This window comes from Hymenobacter sp. UYAg731 (assembly GCF_054061335.1).
In genome coordinates, this window is record NZ_JBSSEC010000003.1 from 1 (window position 1) to 20,808 (window position 20,808).

General features: G+C 60.2%; 12 protein-coding genes, 1 tRNA gene and 1 pseudogene. 5 read left to right on the top strand and 9 right to left on the bottom strand.

Annotation, left to right across the window (positions count from 1 at the left end):
• Positions 1-369 precede the first annotated feature (369 nt).
• Complete coding sequence (locus ACVWYF_RS08250; RefSeq protein ID WP_457066521.1) at positions 370-618, top strand: hypothetical protein; 249 nt, start codon at positions 370-372, stop codon at positions 616-618.
• 269 nt (positions 619-887) lie between these two features.
• Here ACVWYF_RS08250 and ACVWYF_RS08255 read toward each other — a convergent pair.
• From ACVWYF_RS08255 to ACVWYF_RS08280, 6 genes and pseudogenes are all read right to left on the bottom strand, one after another.
• Positions 888-1,097 (bottom strand): annotated as a pseudogene (locus ACVWYF_RS08255) (DUF2750 domain-containing protein); the annotation flags it as partial.
• Between the two features lie 169 nt (positions 1,098-1,266).
• Positions 1,267-2,535: an adenylosuccinate synthase gene (locus ACVWYF_RS08260; protein WP_457066523.1), complete on the bottom strand. Its 1,269-nt coding sequence runs from the start codon at positions 2,533-2,535 to the stop codon at positions 1,267-1,269.
• Positions 2,536-2,643: 108 nt separating this feature from the next.
• A complete protein-coding gene (locus ACVWYF_RS08265; RefSeq protein ID WP_457066525.1) occupies positions 2,644-2,994 on the bottom strand; it encodes an STAS domain-containing protein in 351 nt (116 codons plus the stop codon).
• Positions 2,991-3,527 carry a Fur family transcriptional regulator gene (locus tag ACVWYF_RS08270; RefSeq protein ID WP_457068207.1) on the bottom strand — a complete coding sequence of 179 codons (537 nt, stop codon included), beginning with the start codon at positions 3,525-3,527 and terminating at the stop codon, positions 2,991-2,993. Before ACVWYF_RS08270 ends, ACVWYF_RS08265 begins: the two co-directional genes overlap by 4 nt.
• 177 nt (positions 3,528-3,704) lie before the next feature.
• Positions 3,705-4,037, bottom strand: coding sequence for a CHY zinc finger protein (locus ACVWYF_RS08275; RefSeq protein WP_457066527.1), 333 nt, complete (start codon positions 4,035-4,037; stop codon positions 3,705-3,707).
• 3 nt (positions 4,038-4,040) lie between these two features.
• Positions 4,041-6,239: a RelA/SpoT family protein gene (locus tag ACVWYF_RS08280; protein ID WP_457066529.1), complete on the bottom strand. Its 2,199-nt coding sequence runs from the start codon at positions 6,237-6,239 to the stop codon at positions 4,041-4,043.
• A 139-nt stretch (positions 6,240-6,378) separates the two neighbouring features.
• Between ACVWYF_RS08280 and ACVWYF_RS08285 the strand changes: the two genes are divergently transcribed.
• The 3 genes from ACVWYF_RS08285 (at position 6,379) to ACVWYF_RS08295 (ending at position 8,729) form a co-directional block, all read left to right on the top strand.
• Positions 6,379-6,460 (top strand) — tRNA-Leu (locus ACVWYF_RS08285).
• Positions 6,461-6,548: 88 nt separating this feature from the next.
• On the top strand, positions 6,549-7,871 hold the full coding sequence (gene tig, locus ACVWYF_RS08290; RefSeq protein WP_457066531.1) for a trigger factor: 1,323 nt from the start codon (positions 6,549-6,551) through the stop codon (positions 7,869-7,871).
• A 141-nt stretch (positions 7,872-8,012) separates the two neighbouring features.
• Entirely contained in the window at positions 8,013-8,729 is a 717-nt protein-coding gene (locus tag ACVWYF_RS08295; RefSeq protein WP_277881541.1) for a ClpP family protease, read from the top strand.
• 477 nt (positions 8,730-9,206) lie between these two features.
• On the opposite strand, the gene ACVWYF_RS08300 is transcribed toward ACVWYF_RS08295, so the two are convergent.
• Complete coding sequence (locus ACVWYF_RS08300) at positions 9,207-9,839, bottom strand: GNAT family N-acetyltransferase (RefSeq protein WP_457066533.1); 633 nt, start codon at positions 9,837-9,839, stop codon at positions 9,207-9,209.
• 394 nt (positions 9,840-10,233) lie between these two features.
• A complete protein-coding gene (locus tag ACVWYF_RS08305) occupies positions 10,234-14,403 on the bottom strand; it encodes a hybrid sensor histidine kinase/response regulator transcription factor (protein ID WP_457066535.1) in 4,170 nt (1,389 codons plus the stop codon).
• Between the two features lie 436 nt (positions 14,404-14,839).
• On the opposite strand from ACVWYF_RS08305, the gene clpX reads away from it, so the two are divergent.
• Positions 14,840-16,063 carry an ATP-dependent Clp protease ATP-binding subunit ClpX gene (gene clpX, locus ACVWYF_RS08310; RefSeq protein WP_457066537.1) on the top strand — a complete coding sequence of 408 codons (1,224 nt, stop codon included), beginning with the start codon at positions 14,840-14,842 and terminating at the stop codon, positions 16,061-16,063.
• A 357-nt stretch (positions 16,064-16,420) separates the two neighbouring features.
• On the opposite strand, the gene ACVWYF_RS08315 is transcribed toward clpX, so the two are convergent.
• Positions 16,421-20,650: an IPT/TIG domain-containing protein gene (locus ACVWYF_RS08315; protein WP_457066539.1), complete on the bottom strand. Its 4,230-nt coding sequence runs from the start codon at positions 20,648-20,650 to the stop codon at positions 16,421-16,423.
• Positions 20,651-20,808: the final 158 nt, after the last annotated feature.

Consider the following 20,808-nt stretch of genomic DNA (forward strand, 5'->3'; position numbering starts at 1 on the left):
ATTAGGCCTGCCGCTAGCGTTCATCCTGAGCCAAGATCAAACTCTCCATTGTAAAATGTTCTACACCCGTTCGAAAACGGGCTGATGTCGAGTGCTGACCTTGCTCACATATTGACATTATGGTCAAATTCGTTTCGCTTGGTTTGTTTCACTGTGCTTCTTCCGAAGAAGAAGCAGCAAGTGGAACACTTACTATTTTGTCTATTTCCGTCATTCAAAGAACGTGTGATGCCTCCATTTGAAGCGTCAGTGTGGGTTGGTGTGTTAGCCCGGGGTTGTCGTTACCGACCTTTGTTCGTTTTGGGATTGCAAAGGTAGAAACTATTTTTGATTCGTCAACCTTGTTCGAAAAATTCTGTGTTTTTCGATTTGATTCCCAAATCTACTCTTTCGATTAAAGTAGCTTTTTTGTTTGTGAGTCAGCTGGTTATGGCTGGCTTTTGGTTACCTGCTCCTTTTGGGAGTGCAAAGGTAGAAGGTTTTTTCGGATTTCAAATTTTTCGGCGAAAATTTTTGAATTATTTTCGTTCCGATTTTCAAGTTCTGGCTGCTTCCGATTGGAGCGGACTGCAAAGGTACGGTGGCTTTTTTCGCTGGTGCAAGCTATTTGAGAAATAAATCTCGGGGCTTGCAGCTGGCTGCGGTGGGTAAGACAAGCTTCCTTCCGTGGGAGTTCCCAGCCTTTCAATTTGTTGCCGGAGCGGGTGCTTTTGGCGTTTCCGTTGGTCCGTTTGACGTTTCGGGACTGCAAAGGTAGGGGGACTTTGGGAGGCGGCAAGGAAACTTTTACGAAATAGATGGATTGGGGTTGTAAGTGGTTGAGGTTCGGGCGCAAATTTTTGGTCTGAGCCCGAACCTCAATGGCACTAGTAGTTCTCTGACTCTTCTTATAGGTCTGCTCGGAGTTCATCAGGATTTACAACAAACCCTGTTTTACCATTAATGGAGAATACATTTATCAGAAAGCCGTTTTCTTCAAAAGGTGTTAGACGTGTTGACATTAGCTCTTCAAGAGTAAGCTTGTGAGGTAAATATCCTTGCCACTCTCCTACTGCGTTCAGTTCGGCGTACGCTGCTACGGGCCAGAGGGAAAATAAGGTATTCCCTTCGAATTATGCTAGTGCCCACGTTCCATCGGCATGGGTGAGCGTGTGGGCTGCTACAAAATCAACGACCCTTTTTACCATGTATTGGTATCGGTCGAACGGTTTCAGAGCTGATACGCTGTCTGTCGCCTTCTGATTTGGCTTGTATTCCATAGCAGTACTAGCGGTGAAGGGTGCTAATACGGTCAGGGCCGACGCTAACGATGCGGATGGGGACTTGGAGCTCGCGTTCGAGGAAATCGAGGTAGGCGACTAGATTGGGGGGGAGTTGGGCGGCGGCGGTGAGGGTGGTGAGGTCGCAGTGCCAGCCGGGAAGGGTAATGTACTCGGGGGTAATGGTGGTGAGCTCGCCGGGGTCGGGGAGCTGGGGGGTGCTTTCGCCGGTGGCGGTGCGGTAGTGGGTGCAGGCCTGGATTTCGATGAAGCCGTCGAGGACGTCGGCTTTCATGAGGTGGAGCTCGGTGACGCCGTTGAGCATGATGGCGTAGCGGAGGGCGGGCAAGTCTATCCAGCCGGTGCGACGGGGGCGGCCGGTGGTGGAGCCGAATTCGTGGCCGGCTTGGCGGATTTGCTCCCCCACTTCGTCGTGGAGCTCGGTGGGGAATGGGCCGCTGCCGACGCGGGTGCTGTAGGCTTTGATGATACCGTAGACCTTATCGATGTGGCGCGGGGCAATGCCGAGGCCGGTGCAGGCACCGGCGGCAATGGTACTGGACGAGGTGACGTAGGGATAGGAGCCGAAGTCAATATCTAACAGGGAGCCCTGGGCACCTTCGGCGAGGATGCGCTTGCCTTGGGTGAGGAGGTCGTTGAGAAGGTATTCGGTGTCGGTGAGCTGGAGGCTGCGCAGGAATTCGATGGCGGAGAAGAAGTCAGCTTCGAGAGGCTCGATTTCAAGCTCCTTGTGGTGGTGGGCGGCAATGGCGGCGTGCTGCGCGACGGCTTCTTTGTAGCGCTGCTCGAAATCGGGCAGCAGGATGTGGCCGACGCGGAGGCCGACGCGACCGATTTTGTCGGAATAAGTGGGACCGATGCCTTTGAGGGTGCTGCCGATTTTGGTGTTGCCGCGGGCTTCTTCGCTGATGCGGTCGAGGGCGCGGTGCGAAGGGAGGATGAGTTGGGCTTTCTTAGAGATGTAGAGGTTTTTGGACCAGTCTACTCCCCTATCGGTGAGTTTCTGGAGTTCCTGGCGGAAAACGACGGGGTCAAGGACGACGCCGTTGCCGACGATGTTGAGGATGTGCGGGTGAAAAATACCACTGGGCACCTGGTGCAGGACGTGCTTTACGCCGTCGAAGAAGAGGGTGTGACCGGCGTTGGGACCGCCTTGGAAGCGGGCGACGGCATCGTAGGTCGGCGCGAGAACGTCTACGATTTTGCCTTTGCCTTCATCGCCCCATTGGAGGCCTACTAATACGTCTACTGGCATGTGCTTGTGTGAAAACCTCACCCCCGGTCCCTCTCCAAAAGAGAGGGGAGCCTAACGGTGAATAATTGAAAATTTATTGATGACGGATTTAGGCAAAAAAACGGCCGCCTAATTGGCGGCCGGGGTTAGCTGTAGGCGGGCGGTGGCTTCGTCGGGCGAAACGGTGAAGATATTGTTTAGCTTGGTGATGGCCAGCATCTTTTTGGGATGGTCGGCGGGGTTGATGAGGACCAACTCGCCGCCGCGGCTGCGGAATTTGGTGAGGAGCGAGACGAGGATGCCGATGCCGGTGCTGTTGATGTAACGGATTTCGGAGAGGTCGACGGCACAGTGGGTGAGGTCTTCGCCGAGGTGCGTATTGACGGATTGCAGAAGCTGGTCGGTGTCAGGGCTGCCAATGAGGTCGCCGTTGAGGCGGAGGAACAGGATGCCGTTATCGACGGTGCTAGTGGTGGTCATACGTGGGAGTTTCGAGCGGCGGCCTGGGCGCGGCAGTCGCCGCAGATGCCGTAAAGATTTAAAGAATGGTGCAAGATATGGAAGTTCAGCAAGTCGCCGACCATGGTTTGGATGCCGTGAATGCGGGGGTCGCAGAATTCCACCACTTTATGGCATTCAGTGCAAATAACGTGGTCGTGCTGGCGGTAGCCGTAGCTTTTCTCGTACTGGGCGAGGTTGCGGCCGAACTGGTGCTTGCTGACGAGGCCCTGTTCGACCAGCAAATCTAGGGTGTTGTAGACGGTGGCGCGGCTTACTTGCAGGCCGCGCTCCTTCATACCGGCGTAGAGCTCATCTACATCGAAGTGGCCGGAGCGGGCGTAAATTTCTTCGAGAATGGCGTAACGCTCGCCGGTTTTGCGGAGGCCTTTGTTTTCGAGGTGGGCGGTGAAGAGCTTGCGGACTTCGTCGAGCTTATCGGTATTGAGGGTTGCCTCGGAAGCGGGGCTGGGCGTGTGCTTGGCCGCGTAGCCGGTTTCGGATGAGCCGCCCATGCCCTGGTCGGCCGCATCGGCGGGGGCAATTGGGGCGGAATTGGCGGGGAATTTAGGCACAGTATATATAAGGTGTATATCGGCGGGACAAAAGTACGGCTGTTCTGACGGAACGCCTCCCCCCCGGCCTCCTCTCCGATGGAGAGGAGGCCGGGGGGGAGGCGCATTTATCACCTTTTATTGTTCGAAATAGAGGTGGTAATGGTTGGCGCAGCCGGGATTGAAGGCGGCCTGGCAGTGCGGGCAGGTATTATTGCAGCTTAAGTAGCTGGCGATAGGTAAGGTTTGGTGGCAGCTGCCGCAGTAGATGGCTTCGGTCTGGAATTCGGCTTTGGGCCAGACTTGCGCGGGGTGATTGGCAACTTCATTGTGGCACTGGATGCAGGCGTAGAATTTGTCGCAGCATTTGTGCTGGATGGCGATAATGTCGCGCTCGGAGTGGTAGTGGGCGCATTGGGTGCGCTCATTGACATCGCAGCCGTGGATAGAGATGGGCGTGGTGGCTTTCACGGCTTACGAATCGAACCGCTCGACCTGGAGCACGCCGTCGACTCTTTTGAGGCGCTGGATAAGTTTGGTGAGGTGGTCGGTGTCGTTGACGAAAACCATAATCTGGCCTTCGAAGAAGCCATCATCGGCAGTGATGGTGATGGAACGCATGTTGACCTTGAGGCTGGTGCTGATGATGCGCGTGACGTCGTTGACGAGGCCCACGCGGTCAGAACCTTTGAGGCGGACGCCGGCCAGAAAGGCCAGTTCGAGTTGGTCGGTCCACTTGGCGCGCACGATGCGGTTGCCGTAGTTCGACATTAAATCAACGGCGCGGGGGCAGCTGGTGCGGTGGATGATGAGGCCCTGGTCGGTTTCAAAACCAAACACGTCGTCGCCGGGAATGGGGTTGCAGCAGCGGGCGATGCTGTAGTTGAACTTGTCGGTGTGCTCGCCGACCACCAGCATATCGGGGCGCACGCCGCGGATTTTCTGAACTTCGTTGTCGAAGGTTTTGGGTTCGAGCACGGCCGGCAGCGGCTTTTCAGACGTGAAAAGCGACTCGCGGATGGCGCGGCCGTCAATCTGCCCCGTAGCTAAGCGGTAGTAGAATTCCTGGGCGCTGGGCGCGTTGAAATAGGCCAGCAGGCGGTTGAAGTTGTCCTGCGTGAAGGGCACGCTGATGAGTTCCAGGCGCTTTTCGAGCAGGAAGCGGCCGTCTTCGGCTTTGGCGCGCTTGTCGTCGCGCAGGAAATCCTTGATTTTGGAGCGCGCCTTGGTTGTGATGACGTAATTGAGCCACTCAGCCGTGGGGCGCTGTTTGTGCGAGGTCAGGATTTCGACCTGGTCGCCGTTGTGCAGCTGGTAGCTAAGGGGCTCCAGCTTCTGGTTTACTTTGGCTCCGAGGCAGTGAATACCGATTTGGGAGTGAATTTCGAACGCAAAATCCAACGCCGTAGCCTTCTCCGGCAATATCAGCAGCTTGCCCTTGGGCGTGAAGGCGTACACCTCCTTCACAAACAGGTTCTGCCGGAATTCGTCCATGAATTCGAGCGCGCTGGAATTGTTGGATTCCAGCATGTCGCGCACCTTATTCACCCAGCCTTCGAGCGAGCTTTCGGGCTGGATGCTGCCAGTATCCTTATATTTCCAGTGCGCGGCGTAGCCTTTCTCGGCGATGTCGTCCATTCGGCGCGAGCGGATTTGCACCTCCACCCACTGGCCGGCCCGGCTCATGACGGTGGTGTGCAGGCTCTCGTAGCCATTGGCTTTGGGCGTGGAAACCCAGTCGCGCAGGCGGTCGGGATTGGGCTGATAAAAGTCCGTCACAATGCTGTACACCTGCCAGCAGGCAGCTTTCTCCTGCTCCGGTGGCACATCCAGAATCACGCGGATGGCAAACAAGTCATATACCTCGTCGAAGGTGATGTTCTGCTTCTTAATCTTTTTCAGGATGGAATAAATGCTTTTCGGGCGGCCTTTGATTTCGTACTCGAAGCCCTGCGCCTTCAGTTCCTCATCAATCGGCTGCACAAACTCCTTGATGAAGCGGTTACGCGCTGCCTGACTCTGCCGAACCTTGGCCTTCAGCTCGTTGTACATCTCCGTATCCGTGAACTTGAGGTACAAATCCTCCAGCTCACTCTTTATAGTATAGAGGCCAAGGCGGTGCGCCAGCGGCGCATACAGATACAGCGTCTCCGACGCAATTTTCAGCTGCTTGTGGCGCGGCATCGAATCCAGGGTGCGCATGTTGTGCAGGCGGTCGGCGATTTTGATGAGAATCACGCGCACATCCTCGCTCAACGTGAGCAGCATTTTGCGGAAGTTCTCGGCCTGCTCGCTGGTCCCGTATTCGAATACCCCCGAAATCTTGGTCAGCCCATCAATGATGCGGGCCACTTTGGGGCCGAACTCGCGCTCGATATCGGAGATTTCAGTAGGCGTGTCCTCTACCACATCGTGCAGCAGTGCCGCCACAATGCTGGTGGGACCCAAGCCAATTTCCTCTACCGCAATCTGGGCCACAGCCAACGGGTGCAGAATATACGGTTCGCCCGACTTGCGCCGCATCTCCTTATGGGCCTCCAAACTCTGGTTGAATGCTTTTTTAATCAGCTTGGCATCGCCGTCTTTTAGGTAAGGCTTGGCAGCGCGCAGCAGGCGGCGGTAGTGGCGCAGGATTTCCTGGCGCTCGGCTTCGGGAGAGATAACGGGAGGCATAATAGGTAAAGTAACAACGCAGGGCTGGAAAAGGTGGCCCCGTAAGCGCTTCTGGCACGAGTTATACCCAGACTTTGCACACAATGGTTTTCCCGAGTACCTTTGCGGGCCCGTAGCAAACGGCTGCGGCGCCCCATATGCGGATATGGCGAAATTGGTAGACGTGCCAGACTTAGGATCTGGTGCCGCAAGGCGTGTGGGTTCGAGTCCCTCTATCCGCACTTTTATTTGATGCAGGCCTTCAGTCGTATAGGCTGGAGGCTTTTTTTTCAACCTTTCAATCTGGCCGGCAGCAGCTGGCTCCCTGTTTTGAACATTACTCTCGACAAGAACGACGAGCAGCTGACCGGGCTGCTGACCGTGAACCTGACAGAAGCCGACTACGCGCCCACCGTCGACAAGCAAATCAAAGAGTACACCAAGCGCGCCCAGGTGAAGGGCTTCCGCCCCGGCATGGTGCCCGTAGGCATGGTGCGCAAGATGTACGGCAAAGGCATTCTGGCCGAGGAAATCAACAAAATGCTGGGCAAAGCGGTGGATTCCTACATCAAGGAGAACAACGTGAAGCTGCTGGGCGAACCCCTGCCCGTGCCGAGCGATGTTGATTTTGATACGGCGAAGGATTTCGCTTTCCAGTTTGAGTTGGGCCTGCTACCCGATTTCGAGCTGCCCGCCGACCTCGCCGTGGAGCGCCACCAGGTGAGCCTCGACGACGAGACGCTGGCCCAGACCAACGAGCAAATCGCGCGTCAGTACGGCGAGACGACCAACCCCGACGAGTCGGAGGCGGGCGACTACCTCTTTGGCAAGCTGAAGAAGGTGGGTGAAGAAGCCGAAGGCCGCACCATCCTACTGCCCATCAGCAAGGTGACCGGCGACGCGGCCCAGTTCATCGGCAAGAAAGGCGGCGACGTGATTACGTTTGACCTGAAGGCCGCTTTCAGCAACGATGCCGCTTCGATTTCGAACGTGACCGGCCTGAGCAAAACCGAAGCAGAAGAAGCTACCGGCGACTATGAGTTCAGCGTGGAAAAAGTGAACCGCACGGCTGCCCCGGAAATGAACCAGGAGCTGTTCGACAAAGTGTTCGGCCCCGAGGCCGTGGCTTCGCAGGAAGAATTCGATGCCAAAGTGCGCGAAACCATCCAGTCGAACTACGACCGCGAGAGCGACGGTGCTATGAACAACAGCATCGTGGAGCAGCTGGTGAGCAAAACCGAAATCAAAGTACCCACGGAGTTTTTCAAGAAGTGGCTGGTGCGCGCCAACGAAGGCAAACTGACCGCCGAGAAGGTGGAAGAGCACTACGCCGACTACGAGAAGGAGTTGAAGTGGAGCATGATTCGCAACAAGGTGGTGGAAGATGCCGGCCTGAAGGTGAGCAACGACGAAATTCTGGAGCGCACACTCGACAAAATCATGGGCCAGTTCAACATGCCGAACATGCCCGACGAGATGCGCGAATCGATGCGCAACTACGCCAACGAGTACCTCAAGCAGGAGAACGGCAAGAACTACGTGAACGAGTACGAGGCCATTCTGGCAGAGAAAGTAATCGAAAACCTGCGCGGCAAAGTTGTTGTTACGGACAAGCCCGTAACGGCCGAAGAATTCCGGACCCTGCACAGCTAACCCCTGCGCAACCCGATTTTTGGAAAAGCCCTTACGGAAACGTAGGGGCTTTTTTGTTGGGTTTCCAGCAACATTCGCTTTCTTCGTCCGTCTTACTACCCTCACCTGCGCAAGCTGAAGCATGCGCTACATTTTTCTCCAATGAATCCATTACTGAATAGACAAGAATTCCGCAAGTTTGCCGTGAAAGGCCAGGGACTGAGCGGCCTGGGCGTTGACCAGTACCTGAACCACATGGAAGGCCAGGTGCGCAATGGCATGATGCTGCCCACCAACATGACCCGCTCGGTGATTGAAGAACGTCCGCAGAACTTCCGCGAAATCGACGTGTTCTCGCGCCTTATTATGGACCGCATCGTGTTCCTGGGCACGGCCGTGGACGATTACATCGCCAACATCCTGACGGCCCAAATGCTGTTCCTGGAATCGGCCGATGCCAAGAAGGATATCCTGCTTTACATCAACTCGCCCGGCGGCTCGGTGTATGCCGGCCTTGGTATTTATGACACGATGCAATACGTGAACCCCGACGTGGCCACGATTTGCACGGGTCTGGCGGCTTCGATGGGTGCCGTGTTGTTGGCCGGTGGTGCCGCCAACAAACGCTCGGCCCTCCCCCACGCCCGCGTGATGATTCACCAGCCTTCGGGCGGCGCGCAGGGTCAGTCGTCGGATATTGAAATCACGGCGCGCGAAATCCTGAAACTGAAGAAGGAGCTGTATGACATTCTGGCGCAGCATACCGGCAAAACCTACCAGGAAATCCACGACAACTCAGACCGCGACTACTGGATGCGCGCCGACGAGGCCAAAGAGTACGGCCTGATTGACGAGGTGCTGGAGAAGAAGAAAGCCTAACCGCAGATTTTCGCGGACTTGGCGAATTCCCATCGATTCGATTAGTTCCAAAAAAGTCCCTGCTGATTTAGCAGGGGCTTTTTTATTGATTGATTTTGCGCGAGCAGTTCAGGCGCTGGTAACGGCCAATCGGAGCCGGACGGGAGGCGCGTAATAGCCAGCCGGGCGCGATGGCTGGATGGGAGTAGCGGTGAAAACCCACCCCGTGCCCCAGGCCGGTGTGACGGTGGAAGCCAAAAAAACTAATTGCAGATGTTGGGCTGGTGATTCCATTGGTGAAAGCAGAAAGCGTGACCTACGCGATGCGCGCCGCCTTATTTGGCTGGCCTTGGCAATGCCGGTGCCCGGTGGGTAACGCAGCACCACGGCAAGTCACTTGGTGTGGGATAAAACAGGGTGTGGGAATTCGTTTTCAATGAGCTAGCGCAGGGCAACTAATGGCAGCACGAGGGTGGGGCCAGCCCATTGGCAATATTTTCAGGCGTGGCCTTCGCGCATGAGGCCCCAGTTGATGGGGGCTCCAGCATCGTGGCCGGCAGCGCACTGGCCGGTGGTCTGAAAACCCAGCCGCTTAAAAAATAGCAGCATTTCTGACCTTTGGGCATCGAGGTAGCACGGGGCGTGGGTGGCCTGCATGGCGGCCAATGTGGCCTGCATCAGGCGGCGGCCCAGGCCGTGGCCCCGGGCGGCGGGGCGCACAGCCAGCGCCAGCAGGTAGTAGTGGCTGGTGGCGGTGAGACTCTGACGACGCAGCCACGCCGACGCCACCAGAAAGTGCCGCAGCCGCTGAAAGCCGGCCCAATCGAGCCGCCACAGGGCGGCGGGCAGCAGGCCCATGCGCAGCAGCCGTCGCAGCGTGACGGCCGGATGGCTGGGTCCCAGCCACACGGCAATGGCGCTGGCATCGGCATTGGTGTACACGCGGCCGTAGCACAGGCCGAAACGCAGCAGCTGTTCTAACAGCCACACTTGCTGGCTTTTGGCATCGGGGCCGGTGCAGCAATATTTCAGGACGGGGTGGTCGGCGCAGGCGGCTTCGAGCAGGGCGGTGGCCCACACCATATCGGCAGGCTCAAGGCGGCGGGCGGGCAGGGTCGTGGTGGGGGACATAGGTGCATTGGGAACGGCTGTGGTTGGTTACCAAGTGATGGCGGGCATGAGTTTTCTCCGGGGTATTCCCGTTCAGTTACGCCCGGCTTATTGGGAGATGTGGCCGTAGCCCCGGTCCGGCTGCGCGCAAATGAGCAAGCCCATTGCGTAGGAAGTAGCGTTTTTTCATGGTGAAGCGTTAATCACCAACCGTGCGTTGGCTGGTAATGTCAAAGCACGGCTTTCCCTCACCAGATATGTTGCGCCGATGTTGCAAATGCATTGGCTAACGTTGCGCTACATGCGTGAACGTTACAAAAGCTTGCTATTTTATAAAATTAGCTTGGATTAATTCAGTAAAAGCAAACAAAATCGTGACCAGATTACCTGTTTATAATTTTATTATTTATTGAAATTAATCAATAATACTTTTGCTTTTAGCTCCCTCCTCTCCTACCATTGCTCCTTGCCGGGCTACTGCGCTGGGCGGCAAACCAAACTGCCGCGAAAAGGCCGTGGAAAATGCGGCCGGGCTGCCAAAGCCCACTTGGTAAGCCACTTCGGCCACTGTACCTACCTGCGCCTGCAAAAGGGCCAGCGCCCGGTTTAAGCGCGTGGCGCGGAGGCTCTCGCCCGGCGACTGCCCGGTGAGAGCCTTCAGCTTGCGGTGAATCTGGGTGCGGCTCAGGCCAATGTCGGCCCCAAGCTCATCGACGCCGAAGGATTCGTCGGCCAGGTGGCGTAGCATCGACTCGCTCACGCGCCGCAAAAAATCCTGGTCGAGGGACAGCTGGCCGGCGGCGGCGGCAGTATGGGCCGCCGCCTGCCCGGGCTCCAGGCTGGCCAGGGGGGCGGCGCTGGATGCCGCCGGGGGCAGCGGGGCAAAATGGGCTTGCACCTGCCGGCGCAGCGCCAGCAGGTTGCGCACCTGCGCCCGCAGCTCACGGGGGTTGAAGGGCTTGGCGAGAAAACTATCGGCACCGGTTTCGAGGCCTTCGAGCTTGGCACCGGGGCCGGATTTGGCCGTGAGCAGCACCACCGGAATGTGGCTGGTGGCGAGGTCGCTTTTCAGTTGGGTGCATACCTGGTAGCCATCCAGGCCGGGCATCATCACGTCGCTCACCACGAGGTCGGGCACTTCGGCCCGGGCCAGGGCCAGGCCGGCATCACCGGTGGCGGCCAGCAGGAGGCGGTAGCCGGCCGGGGCCAGCGTACTGTGGATGAATTCGCGCACCTCGTCGTTGTCTTCAATGACGAGGACGAGGGCAGGCTCGGCGGCGCTTTGGATGGAAACGTCGGCTTCAGAGCTATCAGAAACAAGCAGTGGGGCCAGCGGCGGATAAGCAGAACTGGGCGTGGTGGGCCCGGCCATCGAGGCCGGCACCTCGCTGGCCGGGGCGACGGGCAAGCCGTGGGGCAGCTGCACCGTGAAGGTAGAACCAGTGCCGGGCTGGCTCACTACGGCCACCGTGCCACCGTGCAGCATGGTGAGCTCGCGCACCAGCGCCAAGCCAATGCCGGTACCGGTAGGCCGGGCCTCGCTGCCAGGGTTATTGGCCTGAAAAAAACGGTCGAACAGGTAGGGCACGTCTTCGGCAGCTATGCCCGAGCCCGTGTCCTGTACGGCAATGCTTACGCTGCCGACGGGAGCGATGGCCGTGGCCGGCTCCTCGGTCACAGACACAGTTACGCGGCCACCGGCCGGGGTGAAACGCAACGCATTGGCCACCAGATTGGTGAGAATTTCTTCCAGCTTGGCCGCATCGAACACCAGTGGCACCGGCTGAGCGGGTGCTTGACAGGTCAGGGCAATCTGCCGGCCGACAGCCAGCGCGTCAAAGGACGCAACCACCTGCCGTACGGTCAGCACAACATCGCCCTGGGTGAACACCGGATGGAGGGCACCGGCTTCAAGCTTGCTTAAATCGAGTAGCTGATTGATGAGCGTGAGCAGCTTACGGGCATTGCGCAGCACCAGGCCTGCCTGGCGGCGCACGGCGGGGTCGGCCGGGCCGGTGGCCAACTCTTCGGCCGGCCCCAGAATGAGCGTGAGCGGGGTACGAAACTCGTGGCTGACGTTAGTAAAAAAGTCGGTTTTCACGCGGTCCAGTTCCTGAAGGTGTTGCAGGGCCTGGCGTTCCAGCTGACGGTCGGCGCGCTCGCGCTCGCGGTCGCGGGTGTAGGCGCGCACCGCGTACATCATACAGGCAAAACCCGCCGCATACAACAAGTAAGCCCACCAGGTGCGCCACCACGGCGGCTGCACCCTAAAGGGAAATACTGCCGGCCGGGGGCTCCACAGGCCGTTTTCGTTGGCGGCCCGCACCTCAAACTGGTAGTCGCCGGGCGGCAGGTTGGTGTAGGTGGCGGAGCGCGCCGCCGATGGGCCGTTCCAGCGCTGCTCGAAGCCCGCCAGCCGGTATTGGTAGCGCACCCGGCCGGGCGTGGTGAGGCTGGTAGCGCCGTAGTCGAAGGTGAGGTAGTTGAGGCGGTGCGGCAGGCGAGTATGGGGCAGCAGCACCGTGTCGTGCATAAACAGACGAAAGCCGGTGAGCTGGGGGCGCGGTGGCACGCGGTTGGGGTGAGCCCCGGCGGGCGTGTAGCGCATCAGGCCAAACACGGTGCCGGCCCACAGCACGCCGTTGGGCTCGGCCAGCACGGCATTGATGCCGGTTTCCTGGCCAATGAAGCCTTCTTCCCGGCCAAAAAAATCCTGGCGGCCGGTGGCAGGCGTGTAGCATAATAAGCCCCGGGTGGTACCCAGCCAGACGGCATCGCTGGCGTCGCACTGCACAAAATAGGGGTTGTTGACGTGGGCACCCGGCACATCCCGCAAAGGCACCGGCCGCAGCCCGGCGGCCGCATGCGCGGGGTTGTAGCAAAACATGCCTTCGCCGAAACTACTGAGCCACAGCCGCCCGTGGCCGTCCTCACTCATCGAAAAAACACTGAGCGGCTCGGCCCCCACCGGCCGGGGGGCCACGGTGCGGAATCGCAGGCCGGGCAGCGTGCCGGGGCGGGCGGGGGCGGTTTCCTGGGCTTCGAGCAGGCCGAGGTTTTCGGTACCCAGCCAGATGGTGCCGGTGCGGCTGCGCAAGAGCTTCATCACGCGCCGCGCCCCGGCCAGGGTGGGTCCCACGTATTGCTGGTAGTGCGCCGTGGCGGGGTCGTACACTATCAGGCCCTGGGTTTCGGTGGCCAGCCAGATGCGGCCGTGTCGGTCCTCGGCCAAGCTGGCCACGGTGGCGTCGCTGAGCTCCGGAATTTGGGTATTCAGCGAAAGCCAACGCGCTTGCCGGGGGCTCCAGATGGCGGTGCCGCCTTTGGTGGCACCGGCCCACACGTCGCCGTTGGCCCGCTCCAGCACAGCCCGGATGATGTTGTAGGTGTCGGGCGTGCGCGAGGGCAGCACCCGGCAGCGCGTGGCCGGAAACGGCCCTGGGTGTAGCAGCGCTAGGCCATTATTGGTCCCCACCCAATAGTCGCCGCTCGTGCCCCGGGCCTTGGCCAGGGCATATACTTTGGCTCCGGGCAGCCCATCGAGGGTGCCGAACAGGGCAAAGCGGGCATCGGGCGGGTACTGGGTGAGGCCATTGGCGGAGGTGGCCCAGAGGTTGCCTTCGCGGTCGCGCAGCAGGTCGCCCCGGCGGTAGCTGTGGCTCACCAGGCCGGTACCCGGCAGGCAGCGGGCCACCGGGGCCGTGGCCCGCTCCAGGTAGCTCAGGCCCTGGCCCGTGAGTACCCAGACGCGGCCGGCCGGGCCAGGCTCCGCCACAGTTCGCAGCACTTTATCGGAGCACAATCCTTCAGCAGCAGTGTATTGACGCACCCCGCCACCAGCGGCGGGCAAGTCGAGCACAAACAGGCCGGCGCGCTCGGTGCCCGCCCACAGGCGGCCATCGGCGGCGGCGTTCAGGGCCAGCACCGGCCCGATGGCCAGGGCAGGCGGCCACGGCCCCGGCAGCGGCAGCAGCTGCCCCGTGGCTTCGTCTACGAGTAGCAGCCCCTGGTCGGTGGCAACCCACAGGGTACCGGCCGGCCCCAGGGCCAGGCTATTAATGGCAGGTGGCTGCCCGCCCGGGCCAATGGGCAGCGATACCCGCTGCACCTGCGGGGCCGTAGGCCAGGCGCGCCGTCCTGGCTCCCGGGGCCAGCGCAGGCAATACAGGTTGCCGCCGCCGGTGCCCACCCACACCCGCTGGCGGGCGGCGCTGTCGCGGGCCAGGATGGCTCGTACATCGGTGGGATAGCCCGGCACGCGGGGTGTTACGCGCTGCACGCGCTCGGAGGTGGGGTTGAAGTAACAAAGGGAGCCATCGCGCAGGCCCATCCAGAGGCCAGCGGCCGGGCCGGGGTCGGCCGCCAGGGCCGTTACGCGGGTGTTGGGCATCCCCGATTGGGTGGTGAGCGAATGGAAGGCGTGGCCATCGTACCAAGCCGCTCCTACTTCCGACACCAGCCACAGCCGGCCCAGGCCATCCTGCGCCAAGGCGCTCACACTGGTTTCGGGCAGCCCCTCGGCCAGGCTGAAACTGCGCGACGGCAGCGTCTGGCCCACGGCTGCTAAGCCGGACAGTGCGGCCATACTGCCCAGCACCACCCTCGCTAGCCACCAAAACCGCTTGTATTCAAGTCCCATACCAGTGCCGTTTAATTTAGGGATTCGAATATGGTAGATTGCCAAATATAAGTAATGCCTCCTGAATTGGCTTACCGTAACTAGCGGCCTGACCAGCAACGGCCACGGCCGGCTCGACGCAACCATCCGCACCCAAACAGAGTCGTTTTATAACCACCTCAAAGTCCTTGCGGCAACTACCTGCCGATTCAGGCAAGCAGTTTACGGGCAATGGCTTGCCCCTTAAATTACGCCAATTTCGCGAGCCATGACGTGCAACCGCACGGCTTGCCCGGGTGAATGCGATGGCACCATTTTTCTAGCCGTCGACGTTGGGCGTGTCGTATCTTTGAGCCCGCTTGTTCTAAAACTTGCCCCTCCACCCTACTCTATTCCTCCCTCCGTGGCCGAAATATCCTGTTCCTTTTGCAATAAGAGCAAGCGCGAAGTCGCCGTCATGATTTCGGGCATTAATGCCCACATTTGCGAAAAATGCGTGGGCCAGGCCCAGCATATCCTCGACGAAGAAGCCAAAGCCCAGGATGCCGGCAAGCAGCCTAAGTTCAACCTCATCAAGCCCAAAGCCATCAAGGAGCACCTCGACCAGTACGTGGTGGGCCAGGACGAGGCCAAGCGCGTGATGGCCGTGGCCGTGTACAACCACTACAAGCGCCTGATGCAGAAGCCTCAGGAAGATGAAGTGCAGATTGAAAAGTCCAACATCATCATGGTGGGCGAAACCGGCACGGGCAAAACGTTTCTGGCGCGCATGCTGGCCAAAATCCTGCAAGTACCTTTCTGCATAGCCGATGCGACCGTGCTGACGGAGGCCGGCTACGTGGGCGAAGACGTGGAAAGCATCCTCACCCGCCTGCTACAAGCGGCTGACTACAACCTGGAAGCGGCCGAGCGCGGCATCGTGTACATCGACGAAATTGATAAGATTGCCCGTAAGAGCGACAACCCCAGCATCACGCGCGACGTGAGCGGCGAGGGCGTGCAACAAGCGCTGCTCAAGCTGCTCGAAGGCACTAATATCAACGTGCCGCCGCAGGGTGGCCGCAAGCACCCCGAGCAGAAGATGATTTCGGTGAACACCGAGAACATCCTCTTCATCTGCGGCGGTGCCTTCTCGGGCCTTGACCGCATCATCAAGAGCCGCTTGAATACCAAGCCGATGGGCTTTGCCAAAACGAACCTGGAGGACCAGGTGGACACGCAGAACTTCCTGCGCTACGTGTCGGCCCAGGATATCAAGAGCTTCGGCCTGATTCCCGAGCTGATTGGCCGCCTGCCCGTCCTCACCCACCTCAACCCGCTGGACCGCAGCACGCTGCGCCTGATTCTGACCGAGCCCAAAAACTCGCTCGTGCGCCAGTACAAGCGCCTGTTCGGCATGGAAAACATCGAGCTCAGCTTCACGGAGGACGCGCTGGAATACATCGTGGAGAAGGCCGACGAGTACCGCCTCGGGGCGCGCGGCCTGCGCTCCATCTGCGAGAGCATCATGACCGATGCCATGTTCGAGATGCCGTCGGAGGAGGGCTCCGACGAGTTGCAAATAAGCCTGAGTTACTGCCGCAGCAAGTTTGAGAAGTCGCCGCTGCGGCACATGCGGGCGGCATAAGGCTTTCCGCTCTGCTGTACCGGTTGCCACATAATTACAAGTAAAGAGCCCGCCTGAATTATCAGGCGGGCTCTTTACTTGTAATTATGTGGGAGCGCAGTGGGCTGACTAGTGCATGCATCAGAGATTGTACAGGGAGATTCCACTTTTTAAAAATACCTGTACAATCTGGCGGCTGCGCTTGTACAGGTATTTTTGAAAGATAAAATCTACCTGTACAAATACCAACGCTATCCGGTGCTTTTGAGAATGGCAGCTTACCACATAACGGGTTTCATTTTCCACGGCTCATAAAAAAGGCCCGCCAATTGGCGGGCCTTTTCCGTTCATAATTGGAAATTTTCCAATCAACTTTCACTACTCCACTACCACGCGCTGGATGCTTGGGGCGCTACCCTCCGTTTGCACGGTGAGCAGGTAGGTACCGGTGGATAAGCCAGTGGTGGGCAGCTCGGTGGTGCTGCCGCTGAAGGTGCGGGTAGCTACCAGCTGGCCCAGCACGTTGCGCAGGGTGGCGCTGGCCTTGGCAGCCGGGGCCGTGAGGGCGACGTGCAGGGTGGATTTGCCCGCTACCGGGTTGGGCCACACGCTGAACTCGCTCTGGTTGGCCCGGGCGGTGGCCAGGCCAGTGGTCACGGTGTACACGTTGGTGGTGGTGCTGGGGCCGCCGGCCGTCGTCACCACCACGTTGCCGGTGGTGGCACCAGCGGGGATGAAGAAGGTGATGGTGGTCCCGTTCACGATGGTGAAATTCGTGATAACCACGCCGTTCAGGGTGATGGAGGTGGTGCCCAGCAGGTTGGTACCGGTCAGGGTTACGTAGGTACCGACGGCCCCGGTGGAGGGCGTCAGGCTGGCAATGGTGGGAGCCGGCGGCACTACCGTGAACAGGATGCCGTTGCTGGCTCCGCCGCCGGTCGTCACAACAACGTTGCCGGTGGTGGCGGTGGCGGGCACTACGGCCGTCATGCTGGTGGCGCTGGTCACGTTGAACGTGGTGGCCGCTACCCCGTTGAACGTAATGCCCGTAGCACCGCCAAAACCGCTGCCCGTGAGGGTAACCGTGGTACCGGTGGGGCCGCTGGGCGGCGCAATCCGGCTGATGGTGGGCACGGGCGTGGTGACCGTGAAGAGCAGGCCGTTGCTAGCAATGCCATTGCCGGCGTACACGATTACGTTGCCGGTGGTAGCGCCGTTGGGCACGGTCACGGCAATGGTCTGGGCATCAATAATGCCAACGGTAGCCGTCGCCACACCGTTGAAAGTCACGCGCGTGACACCGGTGAAGTTGGTACCGGTCAGCACCACGCCCGAGGCGATGGGGCCGGTGTTGGGCGTGAGGCTGATGAGCGTGGGGGTGGGCGGCGGCGTGGCGCAGGTAGTGCTGAGCACGAAATTGCCCGCCGCGATGGCCCCGGTGCCCCGGTAGCCACTCACAAACACGTAATAGGTGGTACCAAAAGTCGAATTAAACGTCACCGTCGAGGCCAGCGAGTTGGCGGCGCAGGTAGCAGCGTCATCATTGGCACCCACGCAGGTGAAAGACCCGCAAGTGCCCGAGTACACAAACAGCTTGGAGTCAAAGTTGGTAGCAGCGTTGCAGGTCGATACCGTGATGCTGGCACCCGTGCCCACAATGCTGTAGAACACGCCGGCACCGTCCACACTGATGGCGGTACAGCTGCCCGTGGGGTCGCCGGTGGCCGTGGAGCCAACGGTGGTGCCGGTGACCGACTGGCCGCAGGTCAGGGCAATGGCGCTGGAGCAGGCATCGTTGGCTGGCGGCACCGTGAAGGCCGTGGTAGAAGTACCCGTACCGCCCAGGGCCGTCACCGCGATGAAGCCAGTGGTAACTCCGGCCGGCGCGGTCACCGTAATCTGGGTAGCCGAGTTCACGGTGAAAGTGGGGGCCACGGTGCCGTTGAAGGTCACCTGCGTAGCGCCGGTAAAGTTGAGACCGGTGATAACCACCACGGTACCCGCCATGCCGTTGGTGGGCGTGAAGGACGATATAATCGGGGCCGGAATCACCACAAAATTGGTGGTCGAAACACCGGTACCCACGGGCGTCGTCACGGCAATGGGGCCCGTGGAAGCACTTGCCGGTACAGTGGCCGTAATCTGGGTGCTCGAAACGACCGTGAACGTAGGCGCAATAGTCGTATTGAATTTCACCTGCGAAGCCAAGGTGAAGTCGGTGCCGGTAATGGTGACCACTGTGCCCACCGCCCCCGTTGTGGGCGTGAAGCTGATGATAACGGGCGGCGCGCCCACCACAAACGGCGTAGCCGAAGTAGCCGTGCCGGTGGGGGCCGTGATGGTGATGGGGCCGGTGGTGGTGCCAGCGGCCACGGTAGCCGTGAGCTGCGTAGCCGAAACCACCGTGAAAGTGGCAGCAGCGGTGCCGTTGAAAGCCACAGCCGTAGCACCCGTAAAATTTGAGCCCAGCACCGTTACCACCGTGCCAGCCAAGCCGCCCGTAGGCGTGAAGCTGGAGATGGTGGGGCCGGGAGCCGGCGTGGTGATGGTGAAATTGGTGTTCGAGATGTCAAAGAAGTAGTTGTCAGCGGCTTCAACCATGATGCGCGCCTGCGTCTGGTTAGCCGTTGGGCTCGGGGCAATTACCACGGCCGAACCGTTGTTGGGCACGGCAGTGGCCAGCGCGGTGGGGTAGGTCAGGCCGCCGTCGAGGCTCAGGCGGATGTTGACCGTGGCGCAGCTAACGGGGGCATTGGTGGTGCCGGCCACATCCCAGGTTACGGTTTGGGCCGCGCCGCCCGTCCAGGTTACGGCCGTGTTGGGGGCCTGCACCACGAAGGGGCCGGAGGTGCTGCTCACGCTCAGGCTCACCAGCGAGCTGTAGTTGACGCCGCCGATAACGCCGGCCGGGCCGCTGTGCTCATCGCGGGCCGTGCAGCGGAACGCCAGCGTGCGCGTCACGGTGGGCAGGCGCTCGCCGATGACGGTGGTGTTGTTCAGCAGGTTGCTCAGGCGCGGGAAGTAGCGCGTGCCGCTGGTCAGGGGCACGAAGGAGCGGAACAGGGGCACGTTCTGGCCGGCCACCTGAGCATCGTTGGGCGCGGCCGAGGGACCGAGGTCCAACTCTTCCCACATATAAGTGAGAGCATCGTTGTCGGCATCCGTAGCGGTGGCCGTCAATTTGAAAGGCGTACCAACGGGCAATGTTTTACCGCTGGCGGGAGCCGTCACCACGGGGGCCGTGTTGCCGGTGGCCGTGGCAGTGCTGCACGTCGTGCCATCAATAAAGGCGCGCATCTCCTGGTAGTTGCCCGTGTGGAAAGTCGGGTCCGAGTGGGGCTGCAAGTCATTGGTAGAAGTACAGATACCGGCATACGCCATGATGGTCGTGCCCGAACCGGGCTCCCAGGCCGTGGTAGCATTGCGGTTGCCGCCAGAGCAGCTGCCCGCGTTGCCATTGAAGGGGTGGTTACCGCCAAACTGGTGGCCCATTTCGTGGGCTACGTAATCAATATCGAAGGCATCGCCCACGGGGCTGGGCGACCCGGTCAGGCCCTGGGCCTTTCTGGTCCCGCACACCACACCCAGACCCGCCACGCCACCGCCGCCCGTGCCCACTAAGTGGCCAATATCGTAGTTGGCATTGCCGATGATGGCATCGACATTATTCTGATTAGCCGTCAAGTCGCCGCTGGTGTTGGCGTAAGGGTCGGTAGCCGCATTGGTGTACACCAGCAAGCTGTTGTTGGGCACGAGCACCAGGCGCACGGCCAACTCTTTTTCATACACGCCCACCACACGGTTTACGGTGGTTACGATGGCGGCCTGGCCCAGCGCCACGGTGCCCCCGTGGAAGGTGGTGTACTCGCCGGTAGCGGCCACCGCCAGGCGGTAGGTGCGCAGCTGCGGGCCAGTAGACAGCGCGGTGGCACTGCTACCCGAAGCAGTCCCGGCCAGACGAGTGGCCGCCGCTTGCTTATCGGCGGGAGTCAGCTGGAAATCACAGCTAGGAATAGGACCAGCGGCCGTGGCGGCCCGGTTCATATCCGTCTTGTAGAAGGCCAGGTAGTGCCGGGTATCGGTCCGGGTCACGGGGTCGATGTAGAAGCTCTGGCCCGCGCCGGTCAGCACCTGGGCATGAAAACCCTGGGGCGACAAATCGAGGCGCAGCGAAGCCGAAGCATCATCCAAGCCCACGCCGGCGTAGGTCTTGATGGCCGGGAACTGCGCGGCCAATGCGGGAGCCATAACCGGGGCTTCGCGCAACGCAAAACGGCCGGTGCCGCCGTTGGGCAGCGGCAGCGCCAGCACCAGCGGCGCGGCGTCGGGCCGGGTTTCGAGCGGGGCCGTGGCCAGGGCCGCCCGCAGGCCGTTCACGTCTAGCGTGAGGGGCTGCGAGTGGAACAGCGCCGCCGACAGAGGCGAAGCCGCCGCCGCACTGCGGGCCTCAGCATCGGCCTGAAAGAATTGAGGCGTAGCCTGTTGGGCATTGGCCCCGAAAGTCAGGCCCAGGGCCAGCAGCAGGGTGCCCACCCGGCCACGGCCAGTACCAGCAGCAACGGATGCAAGCCGTTGGGTGGCCGGCCAGCGAAAGTAATTTTGTTTCATTAAGAAGAGGGGGGTTGGTATGAGAGGAGTAAATCTAAGGAATAACCGGTACTCAGTAAGGCGTTTAGTCGGCTAAGAGGCTGATTTAGCCGACAATTCCAGTTCCCGCAGCTGACATTTGAGCCTAACGCCACTATTCGCGTTTTATGAACATAAAA

Bases quoted from the DNA above. Each gene is read 5' to 3' on its own strand.
- ACVWYF_RS08260 (WP_457066523.1), bottom strand. From the start codon at position 2,535: ATGCCAGTAGACGTATTAGTAGGCCTCCAATGGGGCGATGAAGGCAAA.
- ACVWYF_RS08265 (WP_457066525.1), bottom strand. From the start codon at position 2,994: ATGACCACCACTAGCACCGTCGATAACGGCATCCTGTTCCTCCGCCTC.
- ACVWYF_RS08270 (WP_457068207.1), bottom strand. From the start codon at position 3,527: ATGGGCGGCTCATCCGAAACCGGCTACGCGGCCAAGCACACGCCCAGC.
- ACVWYF_RS08280 (WP_457066529.1), bottom strand. From the start codon at position 6,239: ATGCCTCCCGTTATCTCTCCCGAAGCCGAGCGCCAGGAAATCCTGCGC.
- ACVWYF_RS08295 (WP_277881541.1), top strand. From the start codon at position 8,013: ATGAATCCATTACTGAATAGACAAGAATTCCGCAAGTTTGCCGTGAAA.
- ACVWYF_RS08300 (WP_457066533.1), bottom strand. From the start codon at position 9,839: ATGTCCCCCACCACGACCCTGCCCGCCCGCCGCCTTGAGCCTGCCGAT.
- ACVWYF_RS08305 (WP_457066535.1), bottom strand. From the start codon at position 14,403: ATGGCCGCACTGTCCGGCTTAGCAGCCGTGGGCCAGACGCTGCCGTCG.
- ACVWYF_RS08315 (WP_457066539.1), bottom strand. From the start codon at position 20,650: ATGAAACAAAATTACTTTCGCTGGCCGGCCACCCAACGGCTTGCATCC.